General features: G+C 38.3%; 10 protein-coding genes. 5 read left to right on the top strand and 5 right to left on the bottom strand.

Annotated elements, in window-relative coordinates; all coding sequences use genetic code 11:
* Positions 1 to 374 precede the first annotated feature (374 nt).
* Positions 375 to 818, top strand: a complete 444-nt coding sequence (gene trxA, locus DB42_RS04815; protein ID WP_052243961.1) for a thioredoxin — start codon at positions 375 to 377, stop codon at positions 816 to 818.
* Positions 819 to 1,087: 269 nt separating this feature from the next.
* On the opposite strand, the gene DB42_RS04810 is transcribed toward trxA, so the two are convergent.
* The 4 genes from DB42_RS04810 to DB42_RS04795 all read right to left on the bottom strand — a co-directional run bounded on the left by DB42_RS04810 (position 1,088) and on the right by DB42_RS04795 (position 6,346).
* Positions 1,088 to 2,728 (bottom strand): ABC transporter substrate-binding protein, encoded by a 1,641-nt coding sequence (locus DB42_RS04810; RefSeq protein WP_155117427.1) that lies wholly within the window; start codon positions 2,726 to 2,728, stop codon positions 1,088 to 1,090.
* 106 nt (positions 2,729 to 2,834) lie between these two features.
* The gene (locus DB42_RS04805; protein WP_044881969.1) at positions 2,835 to 4,571 is read right to left on the bottom strand and encodes a HEAT repeat domain-containing protein; all 1,737 of its coding nucleotides are present in this window, start codon (positions 4,569 to 4,571) and stop codon (positions 2,835 to 2,837) included.
* Positions 4,572 to 5,120: 549 nt separating this feature from the next.
* Positions 5,121 to 5,459, bottom strand: a complete 339-nt coding sequence (locus tag DB42_RS04800; RefSeq protein ID WP_044881968.1) for an HIT domain-containing protein — start codon at positions 5,457 to 5,459, stop codon at positions 5,121 to 5,123.
* An 11-nt stretch (positions 5,460 to 5,470) separates the two neighbouring features.
* Positions 5,471 to 6,346 (bottom strand): MYG1 family protein, encoded by an 876-nt coding sequence (locus DB42_RS04795; protein ID WP_044881967.1) that lies wholly within the window; start codon positions 6,344 to 6,346, stop codon positions 5,471 to 5,473.
* 544 nt (positions 6,347 to 6,890) lie between these two features.
* On the opposite strand from DB42_RS04795, the gene DB42_RS04790 reads away from it, so the two are divergent.
* Positions 6,891 to 9,011 carry an LOG family protein gene (locus DB42_RS04790; protein ID WP_044881966.1) on the top strand — a complete coding sequence of 707 codons (2,121 nt, stop codon included), beginning with the start codon at positions 6,891 to 6,893 and terminating at the stop codon, positions 9,009 to 9,011.
* A 223-nt stretch (positions 9,012 to 9,234) separates the two neighbouring features.
* On the opposite strand, the gene DB42_RS04785 is transcribed toward DB42_RS04790, so the two are convergent.
* The gene (locus DB42_RS04785) at positions 9,235 to 10,473 is read right to left on the bottom strand and encodes a 2-oxoglutarate and iron-dependent oxygenase domain-containing protein (RefSeq protein WP_052435996.1); all 1,239 of its coding nucleotides are present in this window, start codon (positions 10,471 to 10,473) and stop codon (positions 9,235 to 9,237) included.
* Positions 10,474 to 10,971: 498 nt separating this feature from the next.
* Between DB42_RS04785 and asd the strand changes: the two genes are divergently transcribed.
* The 3 genes from asd to DB42_RS04770 all read left to right on the top strand — a co-directional run bounded on the left by asd (position 10,972) and on the right by DB42_RS04770 (position 15,020).
* On the top strand, positions 10,972 to 12,048 hold the full coding sequence (asd, locus tag DB42_RS04780) for an aspartate-semialdehyde dehydrogenase (protein WP_044881965.1): 1,077 nt from the start codon (positions 10,972 to 10,974) through the stop codon (positions 12,046 to 12,048).
* Positions 12,049 to 12,052: 4 nt separating this feature from the next.
* Positions 12,053 to 13,237: an LL-diaminopimelate aminotransferase gene (locus DB42_RS04775; protein WP_044881964.1), complete on the top strand. Its 1,185-nt coding sequence runs from the start codon at positions 12,053 to 12,055 to the stop codon at positions 13,235 to 13,237.
* Positions 13,238 to 13,892: 655 nt separating this feature from the next.
* Entirely contained in the window at positions 13,893 to 15,020 is a 1,128-nt protein-coding gene (locus DB42_RS04770; RefSeq protein ID WP_044881963.1) for a branched-chain amino acid transport system II carrier protein, read from the top strand.
* The last annotated feature ends 60 nt before the right edge of the window (positions 15,021 to 15,080 follow it).

Here is a 15,080-nt window from a genome sequence, read left to right as displayed (position 1 = left end):
GGGAGCATTGATGATAAATATAGAAGTAAAGCCTCCCTATAGATGGAAGTGATATCCTCGAAGAGCAAACGAAAAGTATTAGTTCGCTTTCAAGCCTTATTGGCTATGAGGACCATACTTTTCCGATAGAACGGGAAGAAGTCGGAAAAGGCATGCATTCTTAAAACCTGAAAATTAAAAAAGGAGAAAAGGTAGCCTTCCCTCACTAAAGATCAACAATTTAAGGTACTTATTCGACGAGTAGCTACCCATCAAGTGAAGTTTAAGTAGCTATTAGCTGATAATCGGTTTGGCACTAAAGATAATATGTAATTTAAAATAGCTTGTAATGATGAAAGTTTGCTACAGTAATAAACAAAACAAGGAGGTAAAACATGAAAAAAATATTAGCGTCTCTATCTATATTTTTAAATTGCTCACTGTTAGCCGCGGCTCCTAGTTCTGCTAGACATGGAGTCTCCCAACCATCTCAAGCAAGACAGAGCAGGCCTGCTTCATCGATTATCTACTTAAACGCCGATAATTTTCACCAAATTCTTAATAATCCTTTGCCTATCATTCTAGATGTTTATACCGATTGGTGTGGTCCCTGTAAGCAACTAGCTCCTATTTTTGAGGAATTGAACAAGGAATTAGGTAACCGTTATCTATTTGTTAAACTCAATGCTGATGAGCAAAAAAATTTATCCGATCATTTCAATGTTCAAGCTCTTCCTACGCTTATTTTTATCAAGGACGGCAAAGAGCTTGGTCGATCTTCTGGATTTGTGAATAAAAGCCAGCTAACTTCAATGATTAAAAGCTATTTTGGTCATTAAAAAAGCTCATAAGTTGTCCGGTCATTCTTTTTATTAGGAATGCCGGGGGACTTAAAAAAGGCTTCTAAATAAACAAAACTTCGCTTTTAGATAAATGAGCTGGAGAAGTATCAAGAAGGATAGCTTAATTGAAAACTTTTTATTAAATTTTTTTTATACGCTTTAAAAAAACTTAGTCTAAATATTTAACCCTCTGCAAGCTGTCTTTCTCTTCAACAAAAGGACTTTTATAAAGTAGGGACTTGCATAAGAAGTAGTTCAAAAGCGTATTATAACTCTTCCATCCATCTTTTTAGATAAGCCCACTCTTGCCTTGAAATCTGCTGCGATTCTGCCAAGGTTGGAACTGTGTTTAGCCACGCCTGTTTTTCCCATCTAAAGGTCGCAGCGCTTTTTTCGGGGTGACAATGAGCATACAGTTCAAAAGCTTCTTCAGGATAAGCTTTACAGTAATCAATGCTTTCCTGCATAGCTAGCTTAAAAGCCTCCAACCTATTAAAGTCATGTCGGCTGATAAAAATCAATTCGCTGTAAACAGGGTGACCCAATTGCGTTACTTGAAAATAAGAGTTTTTTATATTTAACGCTTTTAGATGTTCACCTTCAATATTCCAAAAAGCTCCATAAATGACATCGACTTGCCGATTGGCTAAGAGCGTGACAAGATCGAAATTTACATTGATAAGTTTCTTAGGAAGTAGATTATTAGCATGCAATAAGCGCTGTAATACTTTTAGATTGTTACCCCCTAAGCTATAACCTATGATTTTGCCAGACAAATCCTTAGGAGAGCTTATTCCCTCTCCTTGGCGGAAAATAAAACTATTCAATGGCTGGCCTACTAAAACGCCTGCTAATTTCACATCAGCACCTTTTTGCTGAGCCTGAATAAGGTCGGGTAGATAGTAAAGAGCTAAATCTGCTTTTCCAGAGGTAATATAGGGTACGCTATCCGAAGGATCATTAAGTTCTATGATCTGTAATTGAATACCATGCTTAGCAAAAATTTTTCTTTGTACGCCTGCATAAATAGGCACATGATTGCTATTGGGAAACCAGTCTAGTAATAAACGTAGGACTTGCTTTTTAGGCAATACAGTTTGCATGGAAGAAGGAAAAGCTCCTATTATCCCTATGAAAGTTAAGAGTAGTCCTATTACCCATCCCTTCAACGTTTGATGTTTTTTATAACGGTATTCCGTGTAGGCAATGACACTATAAAGCCAGAGGCTAACCATAATCAGGCAAAGAAGGGCTCCAAATGTGATTTCAAGTTCTGTAGCCCTTCGGCTTTTTAGCATGAGTACCCCTAGGCCTGACTGTGCACCAGCCCATTCCCCTGCTATGGCACCAATTCCAGCACCGGCTGCCGCGATCCGAAATCCCGCAAAAATATGGGGTAAGGAATAAGGTAGCTGTAATTTGGAAAATGTTTGCCATCTTGTAGCCTGATTGATATGAAAGTAATCAAGTAAATCCTGTGGAGTGCTCATTAACCCCTGATAGATATTGAGGGTAAGAGGAAAAAAAATCATCAGGGCCGTAGGTAAGATAATGGACATATCAGACCATCCAAACCATACGATCATGATAGGAGCTAAAGTAAACATTGGAATTGATTGAAGCCCTACAAAAAAGGGCTGCAGAACTGTCCTAGCAGACTTGTAAAGATACATGATCCAAGCTAAAGGAAAGGCCATGATTAAAGCCAATAAAAAGCCCCCTGCCATTTCTCGCAAGGTGACCTTACTATTCATAATAAGAAGGTCTGAGCTTTGCCACATCTGAACGACGATCGAGGATAAGGAAGGTAAAACGAATTGATATTGAATAAAATACTGGCTCGTTAACTCCCACAAACAACAGAGGATGATAAAAGATAGACATGCCACAAGAAAATTTTTTTTCATAATTTTTTGCTAATAAAAAAAAGCCTTTTTTATCATCCTATAAGTAAGCTTAATTTTTCTAGGATCCTTGCTACTCCATTCAACTAAGCCTCAGAGGTTAAAATTTTTAATGATATAAACACATAATAAGCCCTGCGGCAGCAATTACCCTTAACGATTGATAAGGATCTTGTAAGCAATCAAGAAGGAACGGTATTGACTGGGGCGAAGATACATGCATGATACCTTCTAAAATATGCTCTTTCATTTCTCTATCCACTCCAGGAAAAGCTTTTGATAAAGTTTGCAAAGCTGTCTCACTTTTGCCCCACCTTGCCATTATTAAAGCAGCTTGCACACGCACTTGTACGTCCTCGTCATTCAAAAGCTCTTGCACTAGGTCTAAGGCCATTTGATCGCCTTCAGACAGCAAAGTTGCTGATGCCATAGCGGTAATACCCCATGTTTTTTCTTCCAGAAAAGATTTAATGGCTTGCTGGGCTTGCGGATATCTCATGATAGCCAAAATATTCAGAATCTCAAGTCGAGTGATTTGATCTATAATAGCAGGAGAAATATCAGGGTCATCTGAATGCCTCAGGCGATTAGGTATAAGAGCACGCACATGACTTTTTTCATCCCATGACCATTTTTCTTTAAGATGGGCAAGGCCCTGATATAAAGCCTGGCATGCTTTTTGAATTTCTGCACGCTGACTAATTAGCCCTAAAGCTAGGTTTATCCTTACGTAAGGATCTGTTGATTTCTTAAATTGCTCCTCGATTAAAGGAAAGCCATATTTTCCGCAAGCCGCCAGGTTTGCCGCTGCTATAATACGTACATCTCTACTAGGGCTTTCTAAACATTTTGTAAAAGCTTCTTGGCCTTTTAGAGAATTATTTAATGTCAGTAGCCAAGCAGCTTTTATGCCAACTAGAGGGTCAATATCTTCCAATTTTTTTTCTGCTATCAGCAGTAATGTCTCTCCTTTAACTTCTTGAATGCGTAGATAACCACTCACCCACAAGGCCGCCTGGCGTACTTGCGCATGAGAATCATTGATTAAAGGTATAATTAAATCGATAGCATCTTTCATGTTACAATGCGCGACCACTTCGCAGGCTAGCAAGCGCAAAGCCGCACGTTTATTTTTTGCTAAACGAGAAATATCTTCTCGAGTAGCAACGCCCCATAAATTGACTAGAGATTCAATAACTACTCTGGTTTCTTCCGCCGTGGTGGTAGTTTTTTGTAATAAAGCCAACAATGCTTGCTTGGCTTCTTTCATTTTCATTAAACCAAGCGTACGAATCACTTGCAGTCTTACATTCCAAACTGTTTCTTCACGGAATAAGCGAAGGATTTCCTCTTTAATCTCTTGGTCACGGCAATGCGCACTCATTTGAGCAGAAGCACTCCTCAAAGCAGAATTTTTATCTCTAAGTCCTTTTAATAAAATTTTAATACCTTTTACATCTTGAGAAAAAAAGGCAGAAAGGATGGACATGAATCGAATGGTAGGTAAAGAAGAAAAAGTAGCATGCTCGATCACTCCCCAAGCTAAAGTTTCTATTAAAGCTCGATTATTTTTCTCCTCAGGAAAAATTTCTATATAATTTTTCCATATAGCCAGCATCTCTTTTTCGTTACCCTGCTTAGCAAGGGCTTTAATATAGGCAGCCCATAAGGGTTTACTATAAGGAAATAAATAAAGGCCTTCTTTAGCTTCTTGGCTAGCCGATCCAAAGTCTTTAATGCGTAAATGGGCATGGACCGCTTGGACATATGTTTCTTCATTTCCATAGCCAGCTGCTGGGCAGAGGAAGGCAAGGGTACATCCTATCCAAAAAATTATTTCTCGCATAAATAAAATCTAGCTACTTACTTTATAATTTAATTAAAAAATCATTTTTATAAACATCCACTTGGGCATCTTTTATACGCGTTAAAACGCCATTACTATGTAGTCTTAAAGCTTGCTTTACAGCAACCACTTTTCACTTTAGCGCCTAAAAAACTGCGCATGAAGGGCATAAATTTTAAAGATAATCATTACAAACTATAATTTCTTTACGATAGCAAAGAAATTTTTTAAGGGTAGGTAGAATATCCTGGTGAATTTCTATAGAAATAAAGCAAACAGCCTTATTTAAAAACCGCTTTTTCTTTCACTAGAATAGCTTTTAAGTAAGAAAGCAACGTTATGACTATAAATTCTGTACTCTCTATTAATAAAATTTTAATTTTTCCCAGAGGATAACCTCGAACGAGTAGAAGACAACTCCAGCATCGCTGGGCTGTTCAATCTTTTATGTGATAAAGTTTATATTCTGCCCGCGGCTCTATCAAGTAAGCTAAAAGCTTAATGTATTTATTCATTTTAAAACTTTTTTCATTGAGTAAAAAATTATTGCTATCCTAACGTTTCTAGCTTACGTCCTCCTATCAAATGAAAATGTAAGTGAAAAACCGTTTGTCCTGCTAAGGCCCCATTATTAGTTAATAACCGATAACCCTCAGTAATATGGTGTGCTTTTGCTAAGAGCTGAGCTACTTGTACAATCTCGCTAATTAAAGGCAAATCCTCTACTTGGACGGATTGAAGGTCAGCAATTTCCTTTTTTGGAATAATTAAAATATGCACAGGTGCTACGGGATGAATATCTTTAAAAGCCAGAATGCGTTCATTCTCAAATACTTTGTCTACCGCAATTTTACCCGCTATAATTTGTGCAAAAACATTGGTTGTCATAATTTTATTGTCTACTTTTTAAGTACATAATTTAAAGCTTTTAATGCATCGTGGTAAGTTTCCCACACAGAGATAAATCTTCCTTTATGGCAAAAAATGGCTCCTTTTATCCCGCTCACCTCTTTCAATTCCTCTTCTAAAAGCCCCGCCCATTCACTAGGGAGAGGAGAGCGTACCTTCATTTTATCTTCATAGGTAGGAGGAATGCCGCGCAATTTCCAATGCGGTCCTGCGGGCATAATCACAAATTTTGCCGGATGATTAACTCCCCCTAATTCGAAAAACAATTCCAACCAAGGAATATTTTTCTCAAAAATTAGACAATCGTCTTTCTTCTCCATCGCTCTAGAAACAATTTCTCGGCAGGAGAGAATATAATTAAATCGATTAAGTATTCGATTAAGATATTGATAAGCAAAATCAAGAGCCTCAAAAAAAGCTTTATCTTGTGTGGCATCATCGGCATCCTGCTTAATGGGGGTAAAGCTAGAAATGATGTTAGAATAAGTACACAGGCCATAAATTTGCGGATCTCTACCATTATCATGAGCATCCACTCCCAAAACTAGATTTGCATTAAAGCAATCATACTCTTTAGGAGTGATAATATGTTGGTCTTTAAGATAAAGAAGAACCATTCCTGCGCTACTCATGGCTCCTTGATAATCTGCTTGATGATGATCGAACAATTTATTCTCAGGGTCATAGCATCCACCCACATCACATACGTATTCGCATTGACTTAAAAGCTGAGGATCTCTTGTGCGTATAATTTGCTCACGGTCGATTAAATTATAGAGAAGTAAAAGAGCACAAGCAGTCACTTCATCAGCATGAAAAGTCCCGCTATGAGTTCCTACGCTTCTGGGAAGCTTTTGATTATTCATAATTTAAATTTGCTATCTTGATCTGGTGTAAGGAAAAAATTATGTCACAAGCAAAATTTTTATTAAAACAAAATCCGAAGGCTTGTTTAAACTTTAGCTCAAATAAACTAGGGGTGATTTTTTTTCGCTATTTTAAAAGACACGATAACTTATAAACAAAACTATTCTCTATTAAAGTTGTCTTTTTGCTTTGAAAAAGCTTTCTGTACGCTGGAGTACTGCTTGTACTTATAAATTTAATCCATTAAATATGAGAGATTTAATTTAAAAGAAGAAAGAAAAAGCTGCCATTGAAGATAAAAGGCTAGCATTTTTTTCTCTTTGCTTCTCACTTTATTGACAGGCTATAAACACAATATTCACAAAAAATGGATCTAAAAGTAAAGCATTTATGTAAATTGGCGTACAAAGAACGTACTTAAAAATCTGTGCCTCCTTTTTGCTCTATAAAACTTTTAAGTGTTTGCTCACACTTTTTTACATAAGCAGTGACATTGACTAATTTTAGACAGGTTCATATGATCAGCCTTCTGCTAGGAGGTGTATGAATAGCCAATTATTTCTTGAAACAAAGTATTTAGATTTAGTCACTCCGGACGGTATAATTACACATTTAGGGCCTATCCATGAAAACACTAGAGTGGCAACAGTTTTTATTAATCAAATACCTTCACTCTTTGTTGGATTCGAGATAGATTTAAATCATATCTTCTTTAATATCAAAAGCACGCTTGCGCAATTAGGGGTAAATGGTATAGGCATTGAATATCAATTGGATAAGCAAAATGGATGTGCTGAAGTTAAAGTTCATCTTTCCGCCCTCGGAAAGATAGGCGCGGAAATGCTTAAACAAATTGAAGTGGGAGCAACCATTGGTCGCCTCTTTGCTGCGGATGAGCGTCGTCGCGTGCGTGATCCTGATTATTTATTGCGCATGTTTGGGCGCTCTGATCGATGGGGAAGGCCTCTACTTTCATTAGGAGGATTACATGGAAGTGATCATTTAATCCTAGATAAAGTGGATGGGCGGACGGTAGCCTACCTATCCTTACTAAAAGGGCGGGGTGAATATGCCTCGACCATTCATGGTTTCCTTCCTACCGTCGCAAAAGCATTAAAATCCTCTCTTAGTATGCGGGAAATCTTAAAGCTTCACCAAGAATGGGAGCTAGATCAGCCTCGAGAGGTAAACAAAGATGAGCTTTTACTTGTCCGCACTTTACCCTTACATATTAGAACAGTTTTTGGCCATGTAGCCCAAGAACTTCTTTCTACCGAAGTCCAGCACACAACAGCATCGGTTCTCCAGCCTGATACCTATGCTTCAGGTGACGTTTATGAATTGTATGGCAATAGTCAAAGAGAAATTACCGATATTCCTTTAGAATTTTATACTTTAGAACCTTACCGCGAACATGTGTATTTTTCTGATCGTGATCAACTACAGTCTTGTCTAGAAGATACTCATGTACTTTTTGAAGCTTTTAAAACTGCACCTAAGCCTATAGAAAATCGTGCGGCAGTGTTTGTGGTAAAAGGAGAGCAATTTCTCAATCTTAAACCAGAGGCCTGGATTACACGCACGTCACGTTTTCAAGAATTTCCCAAATGGGGCCATGGAGCTAGGCAAGCACTCATGGTCGAACGTTTCATTGAGCAACAGCCCTCTTATCCCTTTTTAAAAGCTATCGATGATTCAAGTATTACGAGCCAAGGTATCCTCCTTACTCGTTATTTTCCCTCTCCTTTCATGAAACGTATGTTATTAAGCGATCAAGTGCAAAGATGTCTTAAAGGAATATATTTTCAATATGCCTCCCAATCCCATCTAGATTTTTTTTCTGCAGAAGATCGTGCTCTTTTACACGATCTTAATAAGTTTGCCATCCCCGTGTTTTGGGTAGATGAGACTAGCCATAAGATTCTACAATTTGTGCAAAAGCCCGGCTATGACTCAGGGCTCTTCGTTCCTCTTGGAAAAATCGAAACTTTTCTAAACTCTACAGTATTCGGTATTTATGGCTCTAACTTATTCAAAGGAAATTTTGAAACTGAGCTAAGGAAACTTCTAAAAGGCGTAATAGAAATGCGCCAAGAAATGAATCATCCTTTGCTAAAAAAAGATACACCTCTTGCTTTAATTACGGGCGGTGGGCCTGGGGCTATGGAGGTAGGAAATCGGGTCGCACAAGAATACCAGATGCTTTCTTGCGCTAATATAGTAGATTTTAGAGCAGGTCCTCAGACGGTGGTCAATGAACAGAGGCAAAATCCTTATATAGACGCTAAAATGACTTATCGCTTAGATAAACTTGTAGAGCGCCAAGCAGAGTTTAATCTCGATTTCCCTATCTTTTTAGAAGGTGGAATTGGCACAGATTTTGAATATTCCTTAGAGGAAGTGCGCCGGAAAGTTGGCTCAGTTCCTTCAAATCCTGTGTTGTTATTTGGAGAACCCGCTTACTGGAGACAAAAAATTACCAGCCGCTTCCAATTAAACTACACCACTGGAACGATCAAAGGCTCAGAGTGGATTACTAATTGCTTTTACTGCATCCAGAATGCCCAACAAGGACTGAAAGTTTATCGCGAATTTTTTCAGAATAAACTAAAAATTGGTAAAACTGGCCCTATTTATGAAGAAGGCTTTTGTATCGTCGAATAAAGGCCTTCCCTCCAAAGAATAATGGATTTGCCTAGATTTTTTTAAACAGCGTTATTTTAGCTCATCTTCTAACTAACTCTTAAAGAAGCAGCTTTACAAATCAAAACAAAGTTTTTAAGAAAACCTAAAAGGCAATAAGATGAAGTAAATAATTTATTTTCCTGTTTTTACTTGTAAGCTTGCGTTTAACCCCTTCTTATTTTTATCTTTTAAACTTGAATGATTAAGTCCCTTTTTGTTCCTCTGAAAAAATGGAAGGATAAAGAGCAATAAGCTCGTGAGGAGGCATTTTTAACAGCCCTTTTTGGCTTAAAGTTTTGACTAACTCTTCCGAAGGCTCAAGGATAATACGCATTTCTATCAAGCGTGCTTCCAAACATTCTTGGACTGTCATCTCAGGAAAATTTTTTATATATTCTTCTTTTTCTCCCTCAGGCATATCAGCCATCACTTGATTTAAACAGCCTGCAAAAGGTATTAAGGAAAAATTAGCAGGCCATGAGAGAAAAAAGAGGCTAGCAAAACGTCTTTGCCGCGCATATAGACCTCCTGGATTGATAACTTGATGGCGAGGGGCGCGAATCAATCCAGCACTTTTATAGTATAACTGTTCACCCGTATTGATAAGGATATAACCTTTAGGAATATTTACATACTTCCATTCCCCTTCTTTGGTCATGACTTGTAATCCAGGGACTTTAGCAGAAGGAAGGAGAGTTAGGACATTTAGGTCTTCGTGCGCACTAGCCCACACTGCTTGAGGATCATCTTCAGCTTTGGGGGCAGGATAATGAGCTAACCGCAATAAATGATTCCCACTCATAGCAGGTATAAGGATATTCTCAGGCGGCTCATTTAAATACTCAGCCAGATATCCCATGAACAAAGCGGCCAGCTTGGTAAATTGCTGATGGTAAAGAGACATTATCTCTTGAAATTTTAAGCGATTTGCAGGCCACTCCTTAAAATTAGGAGGGATAGAAAAAGTCTCTTTAAGATCAGGATGGTAAGCTCCTGCGGCTGTCTCTCGCCCTTGGGGGGAAAAGCCTATGGAAGGATCTTCCTGGCAATCTTTCATTTTATCTTCTAGAGGCTGATTAAAGTATTTTTCCATCTCAAAGTAGGCAGCTTCAATTAAAGGCTGTAGGGCTTCCACCTTAAATGCCACAAACCCTATATTCTTGAGCCCATCGCCAAATTGCTTGATAAGCTCTCTTCTTTTCTCTCCCTGAGCCTGCTCAAAGATACGCAGATCAAATAAAGAGATAGGGGCATCATCGATTAAGACTTCGGTATTTACAACTAATCGGGAATCTAAGAGTTCGTCGGCTTCACTTTTTTTAGCTAATGAATCCGTAAGGCTACTTTCTTCAGCCACGTTTTGCACAACTAAAGAAGAATGAGGCAAATCTACCGGTGGAATAGTAGAGGCATCGCCTTGAAGATGGATAGGAGAGTTCATATTACCAGCCTTAATAGATTAAAATCTAAGTTTGTAATAAATTTTAATAAATAGGCTAATTATTCTTTTCGGTCCTTGTCAACTACTTTTTCTCAACAATCATGCTGATATCCGGCATACAGATCCTAGTCGTAAGCATAAGTTTTGGCACTTAAGGTAAAATAAGATAGAATTTGTAGGCTAGAAAAACTGGTCTATTATCCCTCTAAGAAGACTCAACAGCTTATTTTTATTTTTTCACCCTATTTTTTATAGCAAATTGGCCTAAAGATAAGCTAATTCTTGATTTCAAGCCTAAAACATGAAAATGCTCGCTCGTGTTATTTTTTTTAATTGGCAAGAAATACTAAACCCAGAGGTGGGAGAGAAATTAATTGAAATTTACTTCTTCACTGATCTAATTTAAATATAGTCTTGCGATCAAAAAAGTCTATTCTCATATTTCTAAAAATAGCCTCATTGTTTATAATCTCCCCTATTCACTTTGGGGAAACTTGTATGAAAAAGATTCCTGTAGGCATTTTAGGTGCAACAGGTATGGTTGGCCAGCAATATCTACAATTACTGTCTAAGCACCCCTGGTTTGAAGTGGTTTTCCTAGCCTCATCCAAGCAATCAGCTGGTAAAAGCTATGCAGAAGCAGTTCGGAACCGCTGGCTTCCTAATACAACTCTTAGCGAAACACACGGAAAACTTCCTGTTTATTCCATAGAAAATATTGAGCAATGCAAACGAGATTGTAGCCTCGTTTTTTCAGCTGTGGACTCCCCTATTGCTAAGCTATATGAAGAAAGTTATGCGGCTGCTGGCTTACCCGTTATGTCTAATGCTTCTTATCACCGTAACACTGCTGATGTTCCCCTCCTGATCCCTGAAATTAATGCTCATCATCTGAGCATGATTAAAGAACAACAAAAGAAGCGGGGTTGGACGCAAGGCTGCATTGTTGTCAAACCGAATTGCTCCCTTCAAAGCTATATGATTCCTTTACAACCTTTGCATCAAAAGTTTCAGGTTAAAAAACTAATGGTGACTACCCTGCAAGCAGTAAGCGGAGCTGGATATCCAGGGGTTTCCTCTTATGCTATCCAAGACAATATTATTCCCTACATTGAGGGCGAAGAACAAAAATCTGAAAGTGAGCCTTTAAAAATCTGGGGAAACATTCAAGAGGATAGGATTGTCAATGCTTCAGGTATTTCGCTCTCTGTAACCTGTAATCGCGTTCCGGTACTAGATGGCCATATGGCATGCGTTTCAGTAGAATTTGCTACTAAACCTTCCTTAGAAGATATTTTGCAAGCCTGGCAGATTTTTAAAGGAGTCCCTCAAGACCTTCATCTACCCTCTGCTCCCCTTTGCCCAGTTGTTTATCATGATGAAAAAGATCGGCCTCAGCCTCGTTTAGATAGGCTTGAAGGTAATGGAATGTCTATAGTAGCAGGACGCTTAAGAGAATGCCCTCTTTTTCATTACCGTTTTACAGCTCTTTCTCATAATACGATTCGAGGAGCAGCTGGAGGTGGGATCTTAACTGCTGAGCTAGTCTATCAACAAGGTTATATAAAAAACTAACGATATGATAAAAAGAAACGCTAATTTAGCAAAGCTTAGTGACGGATATTTATTTCCTGAAATCCATAAGCGTAAGCTTAAATTTATTTCTGATCATCCTCAAGCTGAGGTGATCAGTCTAGGAATTGGTGATACAACAGAACCCATTCCTTCTTCTATTGCGCATGCCATGTCACAAGAAGCTATGAAATTGGGAACCATCCAAGGTTATAGTGGCTATGGACCTGAACAAGGGCTTAATGAGCTTCGCGAGCGTATCGCTTCCCAACTTTATTTTAATCGCATTTCCTCCTCGGAAGTATTTGTTTCCGATGGTGCCAAGTGCGATATAGGCCGCCTTCAGATGCTTTTGGGAAAGCATGTATCGGTAGCTATTCAAGATCCAGCTTACCCAGTTTATGTAGATGGCAGTATTATTCAAGGAGTAAGCAATATTGTTTACATGCCTTGTACTCCTGAAAATAATTTTTTCCCCGATCTAGAAAGAACACCTCGCACAGATATCATTTACTTTTGTTCCCCTAATAACCCTACAGGAGCTGTAGCTACAAAAGATCAATTAACCAGATTAGTTGACTTTGCTAAAAGCAATCAAACGATTATCTTATTTGACTCTGCCTATGCCAACTTCATACAAGACCCTTCTTTACCCAAATCTATTTTTGAAATCCCAGGCGCCAAAGAAGTGGCCATCGAAGTAAGCTCTTTTTCTAAGCTTGCAGGCTTCACCGGAGTACGCCTTGGCTGGACAATCATCCCTCAAGCCTTAAAATATGAAGATGGAACTCCAGTAAATGCAGATTGGCAACGTCTGACTACTACTATTTTTAATGGGGCCTCCAATATAGCTCAACAAGGTGGGATGGCCGTTCTTGAAGATAGAGGTCTCCAGGAAGTGAAAAAAACCTGCCAGCTCTATCTGGAAAATGCCCAACTAATCAAAGTAGCTCTTGAACAACAGGGCTGGGAAGTGTATGGCGGAACTAATGCCCCTTACCTGTGGGTACGGTTTAAAAATCGCAAATCTTGGGAGGTTTTTCAAGCTTTACTTGAAAACTATCACATCATTACCACACCTGGCTCAGGTTTTGGCCCCTCAGGAGAAGGATTTATACGTTTTACAGCTTTTGGAACACGTAATAATATTATGCTAGCTATAAATAGGTTAAAAAAGCCGTTTGTATGCTAAATGAGGCCCCCTTTGTGCCTTTAAAATTAGCACAACATCTCCCACCTTTATTAATAGGTAGATTGATCAACTTATTTAAGAGAAGAGATGGCCAAATCATATGCTAGCCTTTTTGTGCAATAGAAATAAAATATTTTTTTATATTATTACTCTCTTTGCCTTGAGTTTGAAGCAAGCTATCCTTGTTTTTTTATTTAAGATTTTTTAGCAAATAAACTATAAATAATGTTTTATTTTTCCTTAACTTTTTCACCATCCATGTTCTCAGGCTAGCCCTTCTTTCCCTTAGTTTCCTTCCAGCATTTGCACTCTCGATGGCTCTCACCCCAATCAAACTTAAGAAAATCCGAGCCTACATTTTACTACCCTCTTATACAATCCTTTAGATAGCACAGTTGTAGTATAAAAAAGCCAATAACAGAGAACAAATATTGCTTGACTTAATAGCTTATTAACAACTATCATTGCTGTTATGAAAAATCTTATTTTACCTTATTTGGTTTCCAGTAAACTATTCTTATTGAGTGTCCTAGTGGTGCGCTACGCGCACATCTAACGTTTCTTATCTATCTTTATTATCGAGCGAAAAAATAATAAAAAATCACCTCCCTTTAACTATTTCATAGAGGGACTAATTTTATAGGAAGCTAAAACGATGAGAATATCTCTTCATCTTAAAACTATTGCGACAGGCCTTGCGATGTTTTCCATGTTTTTCGGCGCAGGAAATGTGATCTTTCCTCTTGCTATCGGACATTATGCTCAAGACAAAACATTTTTCGCCATTTTAGGTTTACTGATTACGGCTGTGCTTGTACCTTTTGGGGGATTATTCGCCATGCTCCTTTTCGAGGGAGATCATAAACGTTATTTTGCGGTGTTAGGAAAGTTTCCAGGGTTTTTAATAGCTTTGTTTATCATTACCTTGTTAGGACCCTTAGGTTCGCTGCCCCGTTGCATCGCTCTAGCCTCCTCTACAGTAAGAATGTCTGTAGGTGATTTCTCCCCGGTAGCATTTAACGCTTTTGCCTGCGGGCTTATCTTCTTCTTTACCTATCAGAAAAGATATATTTTGGAATGGTTGGGATGTGTTTTAACGCCTCTATTGTTAGGATCTTTAGCCTATATTATTACTAAAGGACTGCTAACAGCCGAAAGATCTTCCTTTTCACCTCAACAGCAACCTTCTTTAATAGTGTTTTTAGGAGGGCTAAAAGAAGGTTATAATACTATGGATTTATTAGCAGCTTTGTTCTTTTCCTCCATCATTTTTAATTCCTTAAAAAACACCCTTGCCTTATACCCTCAAGAAAGTCTAGTGAAAATCGGCTTAAAATCTTGTGCGTTAGGTGCTTTTCTCTTAGCCCTTACTTATATAGGCTTTAGTTATGTTGCCTCTTTTCATAGCGCCAAATTAAAAGTAGAAAGCGTCGAGCAGCTATTAGGAGCAATTACGATGGAGATAATAGGCCCTTCAGCAGGCATTTGGGTATGTTCGACCATTGCGTTGGCTTGCCTGACTACCGCCATTGCTCTTTCTAACGTATTTGCAGACTTTATTAGCCATACAGTTTTCCAAAACAAAATTAGCTACAAAACAGCATTAATAGGTACCCTTCTTGCTACGTTCATTGTGGCCAATCTGCAGTTTGCAGGCATTTCTGCTTTTCTAATCCCCATTTTAAAGGTCTGTTATCCTTTTCTTATGCTTTTAACGGTCTATAATATTGTAACACAGATATTTGCAAGAAAGACACTCAGTATAGCTCAAGCAAAAGATTAGCCTATATAGAAGGGAGTGATTGGATAGGAAGACAACCTAACGCCGCTTCACATTCTATTC

The organism is Neochlamydia sp. EPS4 (genome assembly GCF_000813665.1).
Taxonomy (GTDB): domain Bacteria; phylum Chlamydiota; class Chlamydiia; order Chlamydiales; family Parachlamydiaceae; genus Neochlamydia.
The sequence above is the reverse complement of the archived record's forward strand: the minus strand, read 5'-3'. Positions and strand labels throughout refer to the sequence as shown.

What these genes read in the sequence shown, in the direction of transcription:
- trxA (WP_052243961.1), top strand. Translation starts at nt 375, where the DNA reads ATGAAAAAAATATTAGCGTCTCTATCTATATTTTTAAATTGCTCACTG.
- DB42_RS04810 (WP_155117427.1), bottom strand. Translation starts at nt 2,728, where the DNA reads ATGAAAAAAAATTTTCTTGTGGCATGTCTATCTTTTATCATCCTCTGT.
- DB42_RS04805 (WP_044881969.1), bottom strand. Translation starts at nt 4,571, where the DNA reads ATGCGAGAAATAATTTTTTGGATAGGATGTACCCTTGCCTTCCTCTGC.
- DB42_RS04800 (WP_044881968.1), bottom strand. Translation starts at nt 5,459, where the DNA reads ATGACAACCAATGTTTTTGCACAAATTATAGCGGGTAAAATTGCGGTA.
- DB42_RS04795 (WP_044881967.1), bottom strand. Translation starts at nt 6,346, where the DNA reads ATGAATAATCAAAAGCTTCCCAGAAGCGTAGGAACTCATAGCGGGACT.
- DB42_RS04790 (WP_044881966.1), top strand. Translation starts at nt 6,891, where the DNA reads ATGAATAGCCAATTATTTCTTGAAACAAAGTATTTAGATTTAGTCACT.
- DB42_RS04785 (WP_052435996.1), bottom strand. Translation starts at nt 10,473, where the DNA reads ATGAACTCTCCTATCCATCTTCAAGGCGATGCCTCTACTATTCCACCG.
- asd (WP_044881965.1), top strand. Translation starts at nt 10,972, where the DNA reads ATGAAAAAGATTCCTGTAGGCATTTTAGGTGCAACAGGTATGGTTGGC.
- DB42_RS04775 (WP_044881964.1), top strand. Translation starts at nt 12,053, where the DNA reads ATGATAAAAAGAAACGCTAATTTAGCAAAGCTTAGTGACGGATATTTA.
- DB42_RS04770 (WP_044881963.1), top strand. Translation starts at nt 13,893, where the DNA reads ATGAGAATATCTCTTCATCTTAAAACTATTGCGACAGGCCTTGCGATG.